This window comes from Acidiphilium sp. JA12-A1 (genome assembly GCF_000724705.2).
Lineage (GTDB): Bacteria > Pseudomonadota > Alphaproteobacteria > Acetobacterales > Acetobacteraceae > Acidiphilium > Acidiphilium multivorum.
Window position 1 is genome coordinate 21,482 of sequence record NZ_JFHO01000063.1, and the last position, 18,674, is coordinate 40,155.

The 18,674-nt window shown below is 67.6% G+C and carries 13 protein-coding genes; 6 read left to right on the plus strand and 7 right to left on the minus strand.

Annotated features, from left to right (window positions below; translation table 11 throughout):
• Window positions 1-41 precede the first annotated feature (41 nt).
• Both RT91_RS12535 and RT91_RS12540 read right to left on the minus strand, forming a co-directional pair.
• Window positions 42-1,361 carry an AAA-associated domain-containing protein gene (locus RT91_RS12535; protein ID WP_007422950.1) on the minus strand — a complete coding sequence of 440 codons (1,320 nt, stop codon included), beginning with the start codon at window positions 1,359-1,361 and terminating at the stop codon, window positions 42-44.
• A gap of 9 nt (window positions 1,362-1,370) precedes the next feature.
• Window positions 1,371-3,104: an ABC transporter permease subunit gene (locus RT91_RS12540; RefSeq protein ID WP_007422951.1), complete on the minus strand. Its 1,734-nt coding sequence runs from the start codon at window positions 3,102-3,104 to the stop codon at window positions 1,371-1,373.
• Window positions 3,105-3,302: 198 nt separating this feature from the next.
• Here RT91_RS12540 and dnaN point away from each other — a divergent pair, with 198 nt between their 5' ends.
• Complete coding sequence (dnaN, locus tag RT91_RS12545) at window positions 3,303-4,427, plus strand: DNA polymerase III subunit beta (RefSeq protein ID WP_007422952.1); 1,125 nt, start codon at window positions 3,303-3,305, stop codon at window positions 4,425-4,427.
• A 45-nt stretch (window positions 4,428-4,472) separates the two neighbouring features.
• Here the strand turns inward: dnaN and RT91_RS12550 are convergent, their stop codons facing one another.
• On the minus strand, window positions 4,473-5,966 hold the full coding sequence (locus RT91_RS12550) for an acetyl-CoA hydrolase/transferase family protein (RefSeq protein WP_035187552.1): 1,494 nt from the start codon (window positions 5,964-5,966) through the stop codon (window positions 4,473-4,475).
• A gap of 225 nt (window positions 5,967-6,191) precedes the next feature.
• Between RT91_RS12550 and RT91_RS12555 the strand changes: the two genes are divergently transcribed.
• On the plus strand, window positions 6,192-6,659 hold the full coding sequence (locus RT91_RS12555; RefSeq protein ID WP_011942242.1) for a host attachment protein: 468 nt from the start codon (window positions 6,192-6,194) through the stop codon (window positions 6,657-6,659).
• A gap of 8 nt (window positions 6,660-6,667) precedes the next feature.
• Here the strand turns inward: RT91_RS12555 and RT91_RS12560 are convergent, their stop codons facing one another.
• Together RT91_RS12560 and RT91_RS12565 are read right to left on the minus strand one after the other, a co-directional pair.
• Window positions 6,668-7,387, minus strand: a complete 720-nt coding sequence (locus tag RT91_RS12560; protein ID WP_013640011.1) for a tRNA1(Val) (adenine(37)-N6)-methyltransferase — start codon at window positions 7,385-7,387, stop codon at window positions 6,668-6,670.
• Entirely contained in the window at window positions 7,384-7,590 is a 207-nt protein-coding gene (locus RT91_RS12565; protein ID WP_007422958.1) for a DUF2007 domain-containing protein, read from the minus strand. Before RT91_RS12565 ends, RT91_RS12560 begins: the two co-directional genes overlap by 4 nt.
• Before the next feature lie 93 nt (window positions 7,591-7,683).
• Here RT91_RS12565 and RT91_RS12570 point away from each other — a divergent pair, with 93 nt between their 5' ends.
• Complete coding sequence (locus RT91_RS12570; RefSeq protein WP_011942240.1) at window positions 7,684-8,718, plus strand: polyprenyl synthetase family protein; 1,035 nt, start codon at window positions 7,684-7,686, stop codon at window positions 8,716-8,718.
• A gap of 24 nt (window positions 8,719-8,742) precedes the next feature.
• On the plus strand, window positions 8,743-9,594 hold the full coding sequence (locus tag RT91_RS12575) for an alpha/beta hydrolase (protein WP_011942239.1): 852 nt from the start codon (window positions 8,743-8,745) through the stop codon (window positions 9,592-9,594).
• On the opposite strand, the gene RT91_RS12580 is transcribed toward RT91_RS12575, so the two are convergent.
• Complete coding sequence (locus RT91_RS12580; protein WP_240314283.1) at window positions 9,585-10,940, minus strand: phosphatidylserine/phosphatidylglycerophosphate/cardiolipin synthase family protein; 1,356 nt, start codon at window positions 10,938-10,940, stop codon at window positions 9,585-9,587. The genes RT91_RS12575 and RT91_RS12580 overlap by 10 nt on opposite strands.
• A 173-nt stretch (window positions 10,941-11,113) precedes the next feature.
• Between RT91_RS12580 and RT91_RS12585 the strand changes: the two genes are divergently transcribed.
• Window positions 11,114-11,728, plus strand: a complete 615-nt coding sequence (locus tag RT91_RS12585; RefSeq protein WP_011942237.1) for an endonuclease/exonuclease/phosphatase family protein — start codon at window positions 11,114-11,116, stop codon at window positions 11,726-11,728.
• Here RT91_RS12585 and ftsH read toward each other — a convergent pair.
• On the minus strand, window positions 11,683-13,584 hold the full coding sequence (ftsH, locus tag RT91_RS12590) for an ATP-dependent zinc metalloprotease FtsH (protein ID WP_011942236.1): 1,902 nt from the start codon (window positions 13,582-13,584) through the stop codon (window positions 11,683-11,685). The two genes, RT91_RS12585 and ftsH, sit on opposite strands and share 46 nt — an antisense overlap.
• Window positions 13,585-13,902: 318 nt before the next feature.
• Between ftsH and RT91_RS12595 the strand changes: the two genes are divergently transcribed.
• Window positions 13,903-18,663, plus strand: coding sequence for an NAD-glutamate dehydrogenase domain-containing protein (locus RT91_RS12595; protein WP_035187555.1), 4,761 nt, complete (start codon window positions 13,903-13,905; stop codon window positions 18,661-18,663).
• Window positions 18,664-18,674 lie beyond the last annotated feature (11 nt).

Below are 18,674 nucleotides of genomic sequence, written 5' to 3' on the forward strand. Positions count from 1 at the left end.
GGTTAAAGCGGCTCGATTGCGGCGAAGCGGATCAGACGGCCCTATTCTTCCTCGATATCCTCGAGGCTGAACTGCTGGGCTTCCTCGTCGTAGGAATAGATCTCGGCATAGCGGCCCCAGGAGATCGCGGTGCGCAGCGTTTCCTCGGCGCGTTCGGGCGACATGTGATCTTCCAGTTCGTCGCGGAAGCGGACGGCGGAGGCGCGATGGTTCCAGCGTTCGTCGATCACCTGGCGGATCGCGGCGACCAGCTTCACGTTGGCGAGGGCGGCGGCGGCGAAGATCTTCTTGCGCTCCTCGGTATCGGCATTCACGAAGGTCCGGCCCTGCTCGGTCAGGCGGATATCGCCATCCTCAAGTTCGGCGAAGCGCAGCAGTTGCAGGGTTTCGCCGAGTGGCAACAATTCGTCAGCCTCGTATTGCAGCACGGAGGCGAGGGCCGGCAGGTCGGCGCGGCCGTCATATGGCGGGGCGGCGAGCGTTTCCATCAGGCCGGACATCAGGTTGGTGCCGATCGGGTGGAGCGGCGTGGCAAAGCCGGTCGCCGGGTGGGCGGCCTCGGCCTTCAGGTCCGCCGGCGACTTGCGCCGCGTCATCACCGCGTAGATGTCGTCCACCATCTTGCGGAAGGCCGGATCGAGCCGGTTGCGCGGGTGTGGAAAGGGAACGCGCAATTCGTGCGCGACCCGCCCGGGATCGGACGAGAAGACGAGGATGCGGTCGCACATCAGCACCGCTTCCTCGATATTGTGAGTTACGATGAGGATCGACTTGACCGGAAGCTTGCCCTCCGACCAGAGGTCGATCAGGTCGGTGCGCAGGGTTTCGGCGGTCAGCACGTCCAGCGCCGAGAACGGCTCGTCCATCAGCAGCAGGTCGGGATGGGTGACCAGCGCGCGGGCGAGGCCGACGCGCTGGCGCATGCCGCCCGAGAGTTCCTTGGGGTAGGCGCCGTCATAACCGCCGAGGCCGATCAGGTCGATCGCCTCCTCGGCGCGCTCCTCGCGCTCGCGCCGGGCGACACCCTGCGCCTCCAGCCCGAGCTCGACATTTTCCTGCACCGTGAGCCACGGAAACAGAGCAAAACTCTGGAACACCATGGCGACGCCGCGCACCGGGCCGCGCACCGGCGCACCCTTCCACGACACATCGCCGCGGGTCGGGCGCAGCAGGCCGGCGATGATCCGCAGCAGCGTCGACTTGCCCGAGCCGGAGCGGCCGAGCAGGCCGACGATCTCGCCCTCGCGCAGCGTCACGTTGACGTCGTCGAGCACGACCAGTTCGCTGTTGGCTTCCTTCGGATAGGATTGCCGGCAGTTGCGGACATCGAGCAGGATGCCGGGCGCGGTTTGCTGGTCCATCTCTCCTCCTTATCCGAAATTGGTGCGCCGGCTGGCATAGGCGTAGAGGGGGCGCCAGACCAGCCGGTTGAAGCCGAGCACGAAAGCCGCCATCACGGCCACGCCGAGCACGATGCGGCTGGTGTTCCCGGCCATGGTCGCCTGCGCGATATAGGCGCCGAGCCCACGCGCGACCAGCGTGGTATGGCCCCATGAGGCGACCTCGGCAACGATCGAGGCATTCCAGGCCGCGCCGGTCGCGGTGAGTGCGCCGGTAACGAAATAGGGCAGGATGCCGGGAATGATGAGCCGGCGCCACCAGAGAAGCCCGCTCAGGCGGAAATTCGATGCCGCTTCCTTCAGGTCGCCCGGCAGCGCGGCGGCACCCGCGACGACGTTGAACAGGACGTACCACTGTGTGCCGAGGATCATCAGCGGTGTCAGCCAGATGTTTGGAGCGAGGCGGAAATGCACGATTCCGGCAACCACCACGGGGAAGACGAGGTTGGCGGGGAAGGCGGCGAGGAACTGCGCGGCTGGCTGAACCAGTCGCGTCGCCCACGGCCTGAACCCGACCCAGACGCCGACAGGCACCCAGATCACGCAGGAGATCACCAAAGCCGCGATGACGCGGGCAAGGGTGTAGAAGGCGAGCACGACGCACTGGGCAAGATCGCTCCAGTACATCGTGCGCGCGCAGAACTCGACCACCTGTGCGGCAGCGGCGCCGGCCGCGATGATCACGACCGCATAAAAGGCGGCGTCGCCGATCCGTCCGGTGGCGCGGTCGAGGCCGGCGGACCCGAACTTCCGGTCGGCCCTGCCGAGGCGCAGGCGGACGACGTGGGCAAACTGGTCGCTCAGCCAGTCCCCTGCGGCGCGGAGAAGAAAGGTCCGGCGCAGCAGGCGGAGGACCCAGGGTTCCGTCTCGCCGGCGGAGGGCACGGTTTCGAACCGGAATTTGCCCGACCAGGCAACAAGAGGGCGGAACAGCAACTGGTCGTAGAGCAGGATTACCACCAGCATGGCCAGCAGCGCATAGACGATGGCAGCGAAATCGCGGTGCTGCAGCGCGACCGCAACGTAGGAGCCGATCCCCGGCAAGGTGAAGGTGGTGTGACCGACCGTGATCGCCTCAGACGCGACCACGAAGAACCAGCCGCCGGACATCGATAGCATGGTGTTCCACACGAGGCCCGGCACGGCGAACGGCACGTCGAGTCGCCAGAAGCGTTGCCAGGGTGTCAGGCCGAAGCTGCGGCAGGCCTCGACCAGATCCGCCGGTTCGGTGGTCAGCGACTGATAGAAGCTGAAGGCCATGTTCCAGGCCTGGCTGGTGAAGATGACGAACACCACCGCGAGTTCCGCGCCGAGTTCCTGTCCCGGGAAAAGATGCAGGAAAAACAGCACGGTGAAGGAAATGAAGCCGAGAATCGGGATCGATTGCAGGATGTCGAGGATCGGGATGATGATGATTGCGGCGCGCCGGCTCTTCGCGGCCAGTGTCGCGACCGTGAAGGTGAAGCCGAGCGAGACGAGCAGGGCAGCGAACATGCGCAACGTCGTGCGCAATGCGTAGCCGGGCAGCCACGCCGGATTCAGGTGAATATGGCCCGATTTCATCCGCGCGAGGGGCGCCATCGTGCCCTGCGCGACGTGCGCCACCCCGATCAGCAGGGCGAAGACGAGTGCCATCGCCGCGACGTCCCACGTATTGGGCAGCCGGCGGCCATGAACAAGGGCGGGCGGGACTGGTCTGGTCATGAGCCGATCCGCGTTGAAATCATTGCCGATTGTCGAACTGAAGCCGGGCGCTGCACCCCGCGGACCCTGCCTTAGCCCGGCTTTTCGCCGCTGTCACCCACCATCGGGCGGCGGGATGGTTCAATTCCGGTTCGAACTGGGCTATGCAGCGAGACCCGGGTGCTGAGGCAGCCCGGTCAGGCTGACTGGAAGGATCGCATGAAGCTCAAGGCGGATCGGGCAACGCTGCTGAAGGCGCTGGCCCATGTTCAGAACGTTGTCGAAAAACGCAACACGATTCCCATCCTGGCCAATGTGCTGTTGTCGGTGAAGGAAGGCCGGCTGACCATCGCCGCGACCGATCTGGAGATCGCGCTGATCGAGGAGGTCGCCGCGACGACGATGAGGGACGGCTCTGTCACCGCGCCGGCGGCGACCCTTTACGAGATCGTGCGCCGCCAGCCGGACAACGCCGAGATCGAGCTCGACCATCCGGGCGGTGACGCGCCGCTCGCGCTGCGGGCTGGACGCTACGCCACCAAGCTCGTGGTGCTGCCGACCGACGAATTCCCCAAGCTCGATGCCGGCAAGCTGACGCATCGCTTCGCCGTGCCGGCGCAGGCGCTGCGCGGGCTGATCGACCGCACGCGCTTCGCGATCTCGACCGAGGAAACCCGCTACTATCTCAACGGCATCTATCTTCATGCCGCCGAGTCGGAGGGAGTGCCGGTGCTTCGCGCCGTGGCGACGGACGGGCATCGTCTCGCCCGCGTCGAGGAGCCGCTGCCCGAGGGCGCCGCGGGGATGCCCGGCGTCATCGTGCCGCGCAAGACGGTGAACGAGATCCGCAAGCTGCTCGACGAGGTCTCCGGCGATGTCTCGATCGCGCTCTCGGAAACCCGCATCCAGTTCGAGCTGGACACCATGCGGATGACCAGCAAGCTGATCGACGGCACCTATCCCGATTATTCGAAGGTGATCCCTACGGGCAACGACAAGATACTGCGCGTCGAGACCGCCGATTTCTCCGCCGCAGTGGCGCGCGTCTCGGCGATCACCTCCGAGCGAAACAAGCCGGTCAAACTCTCCGTCGGCCGCGACCTCCTGGTGCTTTCGGCGACCAGCCCCGACCAGGGCACGGCAACCGAGGAACTCGACGCCGAGCAGGTGGAATACCGTGCCACCCCGCTCGAAATCGGCTTCCAGGCCCGCTACCTCAACGACGTGACGGAACAGATCAAGGGCAAGGTGGAGTTCTGCTTCGCCGACGGCGCGGCGCCGACCCTGGTGCGCGCCGCCGGCGACGAGAGCGCGATTTTCGTTCTCATGCCGATGCGGGTCTGACCCCGCGGTGCCGCGCCGGGGCCTCCGGGCGCGGCGCCGGAGGCTTCACCCCTGCATGGAGCCGTTCTCGCGCAGGCGGGCGTGCCAGGACAGCGCCTGTTCGATCAGATGCGGCGTCTGCCCGCCACGGCTGCGCGCGGCCTCGTTGAAATAGTCGCGCAGCGCGTCGCGGTAGAGCGGGTGCGCGCAGTTGTCGATGACCAGCGCCGCCCGCTCGCGCGGGGCAAGGCCTCGCAGGTCGGCCAGCCCCCGTTCGGTGACGATCACGTCCACGTCGTGCTCGGTATGATCGACATGCGAGACCATCGGCACGATGCTGGAGATCTTGCCGCCCTTGGCCAGCGACTTGGTGACGAACACTGAGAGATGGCCGTTCCGCGCGAAATCGCCGGAGCCGCCGATGCCGTTCATCATGTGCGTGCCGCCGACATGGGTGGAGTTCACGTTGCCGTAGATATCTGCCTCCAGCGCCGTGTTGATGCCGATGATGCCGAGGCGGCGGACGATTTCGGGATGGTTGCTGATTTCCTGCGGGCGCAGCACCAGCCGGTCGCGGTAGCGGCCGATATCGCCGAGCACCCGTTCGTAGAGCGGCTTCGACAGCGTCATCGACGAGCCGGAGGCGAAGACAAGGCGGCCGCTGTCGAGCAACGAGATCGTGCTGTCCTGCAACACCTCGGAATACATGGTGAGGTTGCTGAACCGGCTTTCGGTGAAGCCGTGCAGCACCGCGTTGGCGATGCTGCCGATGCCGGCCTGCAACGGCATCAGCGAGGGCGAGAGCCGGGCCTCGCGCACCTCGTGGTCGAGGAATTCCAGCAGGTGCCCGGCGATCGCGGCGGTGTCGTCATCGGGCGGCTCGATGCGCGAGGGGCTGTCGGCCTTGCTGGTGATGACGATGCCGATGATCTTCTGCGGGTCGATCGGCACATAGGGCAGGCCGATCCGGTCGCTCGGCCGCATCACCCCGAGCGGCTCGCGATAGGGGCGGCGCGAGGGGAAATAGATGTCGTGCAGGCCTTCGAGTTCCTGCGGCATCGTCATGTTGATCTCGACGATCACCTTCTCCGCCAGCACGGCGAAGCTCGCGGCGTTGCCGACCGAGGTGGTGGGCACGATGCCGCCCTTCTCGTTGATCGCCGTCGCCTCGACCACGGCGATGTCGACCGGGCGAAGCTGGCGTGCGCGCAGCTGTTCCACCGTTTCGGACAGATGCTGGTCGATGAACATCACCTCGCCGTTATTGATGCGGCGGCGCAGGGCCGGGTCGGCCTGGAAGGGCATGCGGCGGGCGATCACGTTGGCCTCGGACAGCGTCTTGTCGATATCGTTGCCGAGCGAGGCGCCGGTCATCAGCGTGATCCGCAGTGGATCGTGCCGGGCGCGCTCGGCGAGGGCCACCGGCACCTCCTTGGCGTCTCCGGCGCGGGTGAAACCGCTCATGCCGATCACCATCCCGTCCCTGATCGACAGCGCGGCCTCCTCGGCCGACATCACCTTGCCCCAGAGCGTCTCCAGCCTGATCCGGTCACGATACATTCCGCTTCCACTCCCCGCGTTGCCACGCCTCTTGAGCAAGCGCTTTGCCGATCGTTTCGGAACGTTTCATTGAGGCAGATCAAGGATCGGGTCGTACGAGCCGGCCTGGGGACATGGCTGCGTTGCGGACAAGGCCGTCGGCCGGCAAACCTACCCGATCGAGTGATTTCCGCCCGCGGAACCTGCTCCTAGAATCGTCTCGTCAAGACCATTCGGAGTGTAGCGATGTCCAGCAGCGAAGACCTCCTCGTCGTGATTGCCGATGGCGCGCAGGCGCGCTTCGTGCGGTTCCGTCCCCCAGGCAAGCTCAAGACCGAGCGCACATTCGAATCGGTGGCGGCGCATCTGCGTTCCTCCGAACTGCGCAGCGATGGGCCGGGCGCATCGTTCCACACCGGCTCGACGGCGCATCACGCGGTTGAGCCGCGGCATGACCCGCACGAGTCGGAAAAGATCGCCTTCGCCCGAACCGTGGCGTCGGAACTCAATGCGCTGCCCGAAGGCAGCTTCGGCGGTTTGATCCTTGCTGCGCCTGCGCGGCTGATACCGACGCTGCGCGACGCGCTGGCGCCCTTGCCGGCGCGCAACCTGATCGGCACCGTCGAGCACGACCTCGTCAAGGTGCCGGATGAGGAACTCTGGCCGCATCTGGAAGCGGTATTGCCGGCCGGAATTCATCCCGCGCGATTGTGATCGCCCGCTCAGAGGTCGATGGCCGCGCCGTCGCGGAGCACGAGATTGGCGGCCTCGCTGAAGCCGCTGGCCTCGTGCAGCACAAGGCCCGGCAGCAGCACGGTCGGCCCGCGCCCGCCGCGAATTGCCCGGAGAATGAACAGCTTCGCCGGCCTCCCGGCACGTGGCCAGAGCGGCAGGATCCGCAATGATCCGCAGCCCGCCGCGCGCGCCGCCTCGAGCGCGGTATCGAGCGATGCCGCGGGGAGGATCAGCGACAGGCTGCCGCGCGGACGCAGCAATCGCGTCAGAGACGCGGTCCAGGCCGGCAGCAGATCGCCGGGCGCCTCGTAGGCGAGGCGGCGGCCGGGATCGGGCGAGGGGGTGTCGGCGACCGGGCGCCAGGGCGGGTTGGCGAAGGCATGGTCGACTGGGCCGGTGAGCGGTGGGCCGGTGATGTCGGCGGTAATGATCGTGGTGCCCTCGAAGCCGTTCGTCCGCAGGTTGTCGCGCGCGAGGGCAGCCAGTTCCGGATCCCGCTCGATGCCGACCCCGCGGAGTTCGGGCACGCGATAGCTGAGGCAGAGAAGACCGGCGCCGGCACCGGTACCCGCCTCGATCACCCGTTCGCCCGGCCGTGCCGGCACGACGGCGGCGAGCAGCACGGGCTCGATTCCGGTCCGATGCCCGGTCGCGGCCTGGGTGTAGCGGATGCGACCGGCAAGCAAGGTGCCTTCGGTAAGCCTCATGCCTCGCCGGCCTCGCGCAGAATGCGGCGGGCCTGCGCCGCCTCGTCCGTCGCAACCGCGATCCGGCGGGGAAACGCCCCGATATTGCCCTCGATCGCGGCGATATTCTGATCCAGCAGCACCGGGGCGAGTCCGGCATCGCGGAGGAGCGCCATCAGGAAACTGAGGCGGATCGTATCCGTCGACGCAACGATCGTTTCCATGCGGTCTCCTTCCCCGCGGGCCGCCTTGACCCTCTGTCCCCCGCGCCGATATGCTGTCCTGATCCAGATGGAAACACAAGGTTGATACCGGCTGTGGATGGGCTGCTGACCTCGGGACAGGATGCCGGAACGGCGCGCACGCGTCCGGAGGAAGATGCCTTGCATCGCCTCGCGGTGGTCCTTCAGGACGATCTGACGGAAACGAACCGCACCATCCTCGCGCGCATGGCGAGCGATGTGGAGCTGATCCCGCAACTTGCTGCGCATCTGATCGCCGCGGGTGGCAAGCGGTTGCGGCCGCTTCTCACCCTCGCCGCGGCGCGTCTCTGCGGCTATCGCGGCGAGCGGCATATCCACCTCGCCGCCTGTGTCGAATTCATCCACACAGCCACGCTGCTGCATGACGATGTGGTGGATGAAAGCGGCCTCCGCCGCGGGCTCGCGAGCGCGAACGCCGTGTTTGGCAACAAGGCTTCGGTGCTGGTGGGGGATTTCCTGTTTGCCCGTGCCTTCGAGCTGATGGTCGAGGACGGCTCGCTGGACGTGCTGCGAATTCTCTGCAACGCCTCGGCTACCATCGCCGAGGGCGAGGTGCTCCAGCTTACGACCCAGAATGATCTCAGCACGGACATTCCGCGCTATTTCAAGGTGATCGAGGGCAAGACCGCGGCGCTGTTCGCGGCGGCGTGCGAGGTGGGCGGTGTTGTTGCCGACCGTGACTCTGCGGTGTGCGGCGCGCTTGCCTGCTACGGCGCGGCGCTCGGCATGGCGTTCCAGCTCGTCGATGACGCACTCGATTATGCGGCCGACCAGAACGAACTGGGCAAGACCGTCGGCGACGATTTCCGCGAGGGCAAGCTGACCTATCCGGTCCTGGTGGCCTATGCGGCGGGCGATGGTCCTGAGCGCGCGTTCTGGCGCCGTACCATCGAGGACGGCGAGCAGACCGAAACCGATCTCGCCACAGCTCTCGATCTGATCCGCAGGCATGACGCCATCGGCCAGACCATCCGCGAGGCCGACGCATTCGCGCGCAAGGCGAAGGACGCACTGGCCACGCTGCCGGACGATCCGCTGCGCGCCCTGATGATGGAGGCGGCGGATTATGCCGTCTCCCGCCATCGCTGAACCCGCTACCCGGAGAGACGCCACATGACCACGCCGCATCTGCGCGGACTCTGTGCCGAATGGGGCCGGATGAGCCGGGCGGAGCGTGACCGCGCCTATGACAATTCGGCGGCCGTTCCCGAAAGCCCGGCGCTGAACGAGGCACGGATCGCCGCCTCGCGTGAATTCCGCGCCCGCCATGCCGCCGGGCTCGATCTGCGGTACGGCCCGCGTGAGCGCAATCTCTGGGACATCTACGCCGCGGAAGATCCCAACGCCCCCTGCCTCGTGTTCATCCACGGTGGCTACTGGCAGCGAAACCGGCGCGAGGATTTCGCCTGCCTGGCCGAGGGGGTGCGCGCCCATGGCTGGTCCTGTGCCCTGCCAGGCTATACCCTGGCACCCGAGATCACGCTGGCGGACATTGTCGCCGAAATCCACCAGGCGCTGGATTGGCTGGCGGGACATGGCGCCGCGCACGGCGTCGCTGGCCCGGTCGTGCTGTCGGGTTGGTCTGCCGGCGGGCATCTCGCGGCGATGGGGCTGCGCCATCCGCGGGTGACGGCGGGGTTTGCCATTTCCGGCGTGTTCGAACTCGGGCCGCTGCGCGACACCTACCTCAACGAGAAGCTGCGCCTGACCGACGAGGAAGCCGCGACGCTGTCGCCCCTGCGCCTGCCGGTCGTGAACAAGCCCCTCGCGATCGCCTACGGCACGCGTGAACTGGCGGCGCTGGTTACCGACAGCCGCGATCTGCACGCCCTGCGTGCCGCCAGTCATGCGCCGGGGCCGCTCCTGCCTGTGGCCGGCGCCGACCATTTCACCATCCTCGATCAGCTGCGTCGGCCGGATGGGGAACTGACGAGAGCCACGCTCGGCCTGTTGCCTCAGAGATAGGGCAGGAGCAAGCGCGCGGCCGCGTCGCGTAGCGGCGCGAATGGCCCTGTCTCGAGCCCCTGCCGTAACGGTGCCGCCGCCGCCATTTTCGAGTCGATCAACGCGTCGATCCTGGCGCAGACGACCGGATCGTAGCATTCGAGATCGAACTCAAAATTGAGCCGCAGGCTCCGCGTGTCCCAGTTCGAGCTGCCGATCAGGCACCAGGCGCCGTCCACCGTCACCAGCTTGGCGTGGTTGAATGGCGCTGCGCCGAGCCGCACATGCGGGCGGATGGCGCGGAAGAAGCGCAGATGCGCGCGCATCGCCCAGTCCATCAACCGGTGATCGCTCCGCTCCGGGATCACGATCTGCAACTCGACCCCGCGGAGCGCGGCCTGGGCAAGGGCGAACTCCAGCTGCGGATCAGGCAGGAAATAGGGGGTGACGATCCTGATCCGCCGTTCCGCAAGGGTGATCGCAGCACCGAGAATCGTCTCGAGGTTGAACAGGTCGCCATCCGGTCCGGAGCGGATGCCCCGCGCCGGCGTCACGCCGGCCTCGCCGATCTGCGGCCACCAGGCCGGACCTTCGAGCGTCTCGCCGGTTGTGAACAGCCAGTCTTGGGCGAAGCTGGCCATCAGTTGCCGTGTGGCCGGCCCTTCCACGCGAAGGTGAACATCGTCCACCCGGTCGGACGGATCGTCGGGAGCGAGATTCTCGGCGCCGATGTTCAGCCCGCCGGTGAAGCCGGCGCCGCCGTCGATCACCAGCAGCTTCTTGTGGTTGCGCAGGTTCAGCAGCGGCATCCGCCATGGCGCCCAGCTGTGCAGGAACTTCGCGCAGGGCACACCGGCTCGTCGCAGCGCGCGAAAGGCGGGCGCGCGCAGATAGCCGCCGCCAACGCCATCGATCAGCACACGAACCTCGACCCCCCGCTCATGCGCCGCGGCAAGGGCGGCGACGAAGGTCCGGCCGACGCGGTCATCGCGGAAAATGTAGGATGCGAGTGCGATGCTGTGTCGTGCCGCGCGGATCGCCTCCAGCATCGCCGGATAGGCCTTGGATCCGCCGTGGTGGATGGCAACGGCGTTGCCCGATTGCAGGGGAACGCCGGTGACCCGCTGGCCGACCCGGGCGAGCGCCTGTATGGCGGGCTGCGCGTCGGGCGGTGTCGCTTCGCCGAAACTGACATCGAGCGAGTCGGTGCGGACGGAGAGGCGGCTCGCGCGCCGGTTGATCCGGTTGATGCCGAAGGCAAGGTAAAGCGGGCCGCCAATCACTGCCGACAGCCAGGCGATCGCGATCCAGCCGAGGGCCGCCCGTACATCCGCCTTGCGCAGCAGCGCGTGCCGCGTAACCGCCAAGGCGACTCCGCAATGAATCAGCAGGAGCAGGAAAATCAGCGGCCGCATCCGCGCCGTTCGTCATTGGCTGCCATGCCGCCATGCATACACAAGATGGGCGGGGAGGCTACCATATCATTCGCATTGTCCTGCCGTCAGCCGGCCTGACGGCGTGCTCAAAGGGAGGTTTGCCGATGCGCCTGATCAGCTGGAACCTGCTCCGCCGCGTGGGCGCCGAGGCCCGCGAGGTCGCGGCGCTGATCGAGGATTACCGGCCCGACCTGATGCTGATGCAGGAAGCGACCGAGTCGATTGCCCAGGTCACCGATCTTTGCGGCGGATGGTTCTATCGCGCGCCGATGCAGGGGCGGATCTACGGGCTTGCCGTCTGGAGTCCCGCACCGCTCGCTGAGCCCGGCACGGTGCGGTTGCCGGCTTCGGTCATGCCCGGAAGGGTGCCGCCGCGCCTCGCCCTGCTGGTGGAGGCGCAGGGAATCACCTTCGCCAACGTCCATCTCTCGCACGGGCAGATGCTCAACCGCCTGCAGCTTCGCCATATCGCCCGGCAGATCGACGGCCCGGCGGTGATCGTTGGCGACTACAATGCGGTGGGCCCGATCCGGCTCAGGGGATATCGAGATGTCGGCCCGAGGCAGACCACCTGCCGCGCCGGCGAGATGGTGCCGTTCCGGCTCGACCGTTGCATGGTGCGCGACCTGCACGCGCATGAGGCCCGGGTGCTCGGCCGCGGCAGTTCCGATCATCACCCGATCGTGGTGACACTCGCCGCCGCCGCCGCCGAAGGCTGATCCGGCGCGGGCAGGAAGGGCAGGGCAGCAGGCCGGATCACCCGTGCGGCGATGAGCTGCAGATCGGCGGCAGCGAGCGTTTCCCGCCGCAGCAGATCATCTGCCACCTCGTCGAGCAGGGCACGATTCTGCCGCAGGATGAGACGCGCCGCCTCGAACGCTGTATCGAGAATATCCCGCACCGCGGCGTCGATCGCATCCGCCGTCTGCTCGCCGTAGCGGCGTGGCCTGAGATCGGTGGCCGAGGCACCGCCGAGCCAGGCGCTGCCTGAGTCCGTTTCATAGGCCACGAGGCCGAGTTCCGGCACCATGCCATAGCGCAGCACCATGCTGCGGGCGATCTCGGTGGCCTTCACGAAGTCATCCGCCGCCCCGGTCGAAACCTCGTCGAATACCAGGGATTCGGCGGCGCGGCCCGCCAGCAGCACCGTCATCCGCTGGAACAGTTCCCGCCGGTCCATCAGGTAACGGTCCTCCAGCGGGCGCTGGATGGTGTAGCCGAGGGCGGCGATCCCGCGCGGGATGATCGAGATCTTCTGCACAGGATCGGCGCCCGGCAGCGCCATGGCGACAAGCGCATGGCCGGTTTCGTGATGGGCGACGATGTCCCGCTCGTGCGGGTTGAGCAGCCGGTTGCGCTTCTCCAGCCCGGCGACGATGCGCTCGATCGCCTGGTTGAAATCCTCCAGCGTCACGGCATCGGCCCGGCGCCGGGTGGCGAGCAGCGCGGCCTCGTTCACCAGATTGGCGAGATCCGCGCCGGTGAAGCCCGGCGTCAGCGCCGCGACCTGCTCGATCGAGACATCCGGAGCGAGGGTGATGCGCTTCGCATGGATGGTCAGGATGGCAATGCGTCCCTTGCGGTCCGGCCGGTCGACCAGCACCTGCCGGTCGAACCGACCTGCACGCAGCAGCGCCGCGTCGAGAATTTCGGGGCGGTTGGTCGCGGCAAGGAGAACGACGCCGGTGCTGCTGTCGAACCCGTCGAGTTCGGTCAGCAACTGGTTCAGCGTCTGCTCTTTCTCGTCGTGCCCGCCGCCGGTGAAAATGCCGCCGCGCGCGCGGCCGAGCGCATCGAGTTCGTCGATGAAGACGATCGCCGGCGCCTGCCGTCGCGCCTGCTCGAACAGGTCGCGCACGCGGGCCGCGCCGACGCCGACGAACATCTCAACGAATTCCGATCCCGAAATCGAGAAGAAGGTCACGCCGGCCTCGCCGGCGACGGCGCGCGCGAGCAGCGTCTTGCCTGTTCCTGGCGGGCCAACCAGCAGGATCCCCTTGGGAACGCGCGCGCCGAGGCGGCCGTATTCCTTCGGATTCCGGAGGAAATCGACCACTTCCTGTAGCTCGGCCTTCGCCTCGTCGACGCCGGCAACGTCGGCAAAGGTCACCTTGATATCCTTCTCGACATAGATTTTCGCCCGGCTTTTGCCGATCGACATCATGCCGCCGACACCGGACTCCCCGGACATGCGGCGGATCAGGAACAGCCAGATGAACGCGAAGAGGAAGATCGGCAGCACCCAGCCAAGCGCGCGCTCGAGCAGGGTGGGCCCCGGCGTCGCCGCGAAGCTGATCCCGGTCTTTTCGAGTGTCGCGGCTAGCGCCGGTTCGACCCTGTTGGTCTCGAATGTCGCCGGTGTTTTCGCCGGCGGCTTGGTGAAGCGGCCGGTGATCCTATCCTGGTCGATCCGGAGGTCGGCAACACCCCCCGACTTCGCAAGGGTGAGGAATTCGCTGTAGGGAATCACCTTCACGTCTGGCGGACGGGTGAGGAGGTTCTGGATCAGCAGCACACCGATCACGGCGGCGATGAGAAACCAGAAATTGATCTTGTGCTCGCGCTTGATGTCCATATCCGTCCGACCCGGAAATTGTCCCGCCAGTTTAGCAGCGATCTCCGGTCCCGCCTTGAGCGGGATCAAATGACGGTTTCGTTGAATTATTATCAATAAAGAACGAAATTTCATGCGGAGCTGCCGCCGGTCAGACGTGAATTGACAAGGCGTCGGACCGGTTCGACAGTTCAACGACACGGCAGACGAAGGGGAACACGTCATGCTCGAGTCCGCGGCCAGGTTTGGGATGATCGTTGCGGCGCCGGGCGCCAGATCGATGCCGGTGAAGGCGGCGTCCGCTTCTGGCTATGGAGCGGGATTATCGGGAGTTCGGTCATGAGCCCGGCGAACGACGCGACGGGGCGGGGCCACGGATCGGTGACCGTGCGCCACGGACCAGGCCGCGATGCGCTGCTCGATGGGATCGCCGGCGCAATTCGGCGCAGCCTGCAAGGCCCCCTCGCGGACGCGGCCTGCGGTTTTCTCGATCATTACGCAGCGGGCATCGCCACAGCCGATCTCGCCGCCCGGCCCGCGGAGGACGTCGCGGCGGCGGCACTCTCGCTCTGGTCCTTCGCGCAGGAGCGGCGGCCGGGTGAAAGCCTGCTGCGCGTGTTCAATCCGCGCGGCGGCGGCGCAGGCTGGGGCAACGCCAATGCCGTGCTGGAACTGATCAACGACGACCGCCCATTTCTTGTGGAATCCGCTCTTGCGGTGCTGCAAAGCCTGGAACAGCCTGTTCATGCCCTGGTCCATCCGGTGCTCACGGTCGAGCGCGACGCGGACGGCGCGCTGCGCGGGATCGGCGCGGGCCGGCCAGAGTCGATGATCCAGATCGCCTTCGGCCCCGAAACCGATCCGACCCGGCTCGATGCGATCGCCCAGGACATTCGCCGCGCGATGCAGGATGCCACCGCCGCCGTCGCCGATGCGGAGGCAATGCACCAGCGCCTGCACGAGCGTTTCGCCGCTCTTGCCGAGGGGCCGGAGCGCGACTTGCTCGGCTGGATCGCCAATGACAATTTCATCCTGCTTGGGCTGCAGGAGATCGGACTCGGGCGCGATTACGCGCTCGTGCCGGATGGCGCGGGACTCGGCGTGCTGCGCGCGGATGACGTCGCCCTGTTCGACATCCTGCGCGATGCCGCTGCCTGGCGCGCGGTGGCCGAGGAGGCGCTCGCGCGGTTCGACCGCGTGGCGGTGGCCAAGGCCGATATCAGCAGCCGCGTGCAGCGCGCCCAACTTTATGACGTCGTCGTGGTGAAGACCTGCGATGCGAGCGGCCACCCGGTTGGCCTCACCCTGTTCGCCGGCCTGTTCGCCCCGGACTCCTACAACCGCAACCCTCGCAGCATCCCCATGCTGCGCGAAAAGGTTGAGCGGATCATGCAGGACTCCGGCGTCGATCCCTCGGGGCATGACGGCCGCGCGCTGCGGCACATTCTCGATACCTGGCCGCGGGACGACCTTTTCCAGGGCCTGCCCGATGAAATCCTCGCCGCGGCGATGCGGGTGATGGGGCTGCAGGTGCGGCCGGAACTGGCGCTGTTCCTGCGTCGGGATCCGTTCGGGCGGCACATCTCCGCCATCGTGTTCGTCCCGCGCGATCGGTTCGACACCGCGCTGCGCCACGCGCTCTCCGGCATGATCAACCGTGCCGCCGGCGGCGAACTGGTCGGTTACGCGACCGCGATGGGTGACGGGCCGCTGGCACGGGTGAATTTCATCATCGCCGCTGACCCCAAGCGGGCCCGGGCACTGGATGTCGCGGCGCTCGAGGCCGCAATGAAAGAGGCCGCGCGCAGTTTCCGAGAAAGACTGGCCGACGCGCTGACCGGCGAACAGGGCGACGTGACGGCGGCGGCGACCCTTGCCGAATGGGGCGATGCTTTCCCGCCGGAATATGCGGCATCCACCCCGGCCCATATCGCCGTGCGCGACATCGAGGCTGCCGCCGCGGCGCGCGCCGCCGGCCGGTTCCGCCTCGCCCTTGTGCGGCCGTTCGGCATGGCGGACGACCGCGTGGTGCTCAAGCTGTTCCGCGCCGGCGAGGCCGTGCCGCTCTCGGACATCGTGCCGCTGATCGAAAGCCTTGGCCTGCGGGTGATCGAGGAGGTGCCTTACCGGCTCGCGGCCCGCGGCGGTGTGGTCATGCTTCAGCGCCTCACGCTGGAGACCGCGGATCGCGAGGCCTTCGACCTGACCGGACGGGCCAGCGCGGTGCTGGAGGCAATCGAGGCCGAATCGGACCACCGGGCCGAGGTCGATGGATTCAACCGCCTGATCCTGCGCGCCGGGCTCGACTGGCGCGAAGTATGGCTGATGCGCGCCATGTTCAAATGGTGCCGCCAGGTGCGCGCGCCGTTCAGCCAGAATGCGGTGGAGGCGGCGCTTGCCGCCAATCCGGCGGCGACCCGGCTGCTGGTCGAACTGTTCCACATCCGCTTCGATCCTGACCGGAATCGCGATCCGGAGGCCGAGGCGGCGCTGGATGCGCGCTGGCGCGACCTGCTCGATGCCGTTGCCAGCCCCGAGGAAGATCGCATCCTCCGCCGCTACCGCCGGCTGCTGGACGCGGTGCTGCGCACCAATTTCCACGATGCCGCAACGCCGGTGATCGCCCTCAAGATCGACAGCGCGCGCGCCGGCGACATGCCGCTGCCGCGGCCGATGTTCGAGATTTTCGTGCATGGCGCTCGGATGGAGGGCTGCCATCTGCGCGGCGGCATGATCGCGCGCGGCGGCATCCGCTGGTCGGACCGGCGGGATGATTTCCGCACGGAAATTCTGAGCCTGATGAAGGCACAAATGGTCAAGAACGTCGTCATCGTGCCGGTCGGGGCGAAGGGCGGCTTCGTGCTCAAGCGCCCGCCGACGCCGACCGGCGATGCGAATGCCGATCGCGAGGCGTTCATGGCCGAGGGCATCGCCTGCTACCGGCTGCTCATCAATGCGATGCTCGATGTGACGGACAATCTGGCGGGCGGCACGGTGGTCGCCCCGCCGCGCATCGTCCGGCGCGATGGCGACGACCCCTATCTCGTCGTCGCCGCCGACAAGGGCACCGCGACCTTCAGCGACATCGCCAACGAGATCGCCGTCTCGCGCGGCTTCTGGCTGGGCGACGCCTTCGCCTCCGGCGGCTCGGTCGGCTACGACCACAAGGCGATGGGCATCACCGCGCGCGGTGCCTGGGTGAACATCGCGCGGCATTTCGACGAATTGGGTCACGACATCCAGCGCGAGGACTTCACCTGTGCCGGCGTCGGCGACATGTCGGGCGACGTCTTCGGCAACGGCCTGCTGGTCAGCCGTCACACGAAGCTGCTGGCCGCATTCGATCATCGCCATATCTTCCTCGATCCCGATCCTGATCCGGCGAAGAGCTACGAGGAACGCCGACGGCTGTTCGGGCTGAAGCGCTCGTCATGGGCGGATTACGACCCCGCGCTGATCAGCGAGGGCGGCGGCGTGTTCCCGCGCAACGCGAAAACGGTGACGCTGAGTGCCGCGGCGGCCTCTATGCTCGGCCTCGAGGCCGGCGCGCACGAGCCCGAGCTTGTTCTGCGCGCCATCCTGACCATGCGGGTCGATCTGCTCTATTTCGGCGGGATCGGCACCTATGTGAAGGCGGGAACGGAAAGCCAGGCCGATGCCGGCGACCGCGCGAACGATGCCATTCGCGTCGATGGCCGACACATCCGCGCCCGGGTCGTCGGCGAGGGCGCCAATCTCGGCGTCACCCAGGCGGGACGGATCGAGGCAGCGCAGGCCGGCGTGCGGATCAATACCGATGCCCTCGACAATTCCGCTGGTGTTTCGACCTCCGACCACGAGGTGAACATCAAGATCCTGCTGGCGAGCGTGATGGAGGCCGGCAAGCTCACGGCGCACCAGCGCGTCGACCTGCTGGGCTCGATGACGGACGAGGTGGCGGCGCTCGTGCTGCGCGACAATCACCAGCAGTCGCAGGCGATCTCGCTCGATGCGCTCGGCGGTGCTGCCGATTTGCCGGCGCAGAACGCGCTGATGAGCCAGCTGGAAGCAGCCGGCGTGCTCGACCGCGCAGTGGCCGGCCTGCCGGACGCGGCGGCGATGGCCGCGCGCGCGGCTTCTGGCCAAGCCCTGACCCGGCCCGAGCTCTGCACCCTGATGGCACACGCCAAGCTGCATGTCGGCGCGATGATCGATGCTTCGCCGCTGGTCGACGAACCGGCGCTCGGGCACCTGCTGGCCGATTACTTTCCGCACACGCTGCGCGAGCGGTTCCGGGCGGAAATCGACGGCCACCGGTTGCGGCGTGCGCTGATCGGCACGGCGGTGACCAACGAACTGATCAACCGGATGGGGGCCGCGGCTTTCGGGCGGATCGCGCTCGAATCCGGGCAGGAACCGCCGGCGATAGCCTGCGCGGCGCTGATCGCCTCCGCCGCGTTCGACCTGCCGTCCCGCTACCGTGAGATCGAGGCGCTGGGCATGGCGGTGCCGGCGGCGCAGCGCCTCGGGATGCTTTTCGCTCTGCGCCGCCTGCAGGAAGCCGCCGCGCGCACCCTGCTGGCCGGCCCGCCTCTGGGGCCGATCGGCGACGAGGTCGAGGCTCTGCGCTTCGGCCTCGCGGATCTGGCCGCCTCGGCCTGTGCCCGGCTTGAGGAGTCCGAGGACGTGCAAGCCCTGACCGCGCATGGCGTTCCGCTGCCGCTCGCGACCTTCACGGTGGCGCTGCCGGAGCTGATGGTGGCGCCGATCGTGGTGCGGCTCGCGGCCCGGCACGACCGGGCGATCGAAATGGTCCGCGCGGTCTGGACGGATGCCGGCGAGGTGTTCGCGCTGAACCCGTTGCGCGCGGCCCTTGGCGCCGTTCCGACCGCGGGCGGCTGGACGACGCGGGCCGTCGCTGCGCTGGCCGACGAGCTGAACGAAATCCAGGGCGCCCTGGTGGAAGCGGCGCTCGACGGCGGCGGCGATCCGGCGGCGCTGCGTTTCGCGTTGGGTCGCCCGGCCGAGAGCGCCATCGCGCTCGCGCATGATGTGGCGCTGATGCCCGATCTCGCCGCCCTGATCGTCGCCGTGCGGGGGCTCCGCCGGCTGCGCGGCTGAAGCCGGCCCCG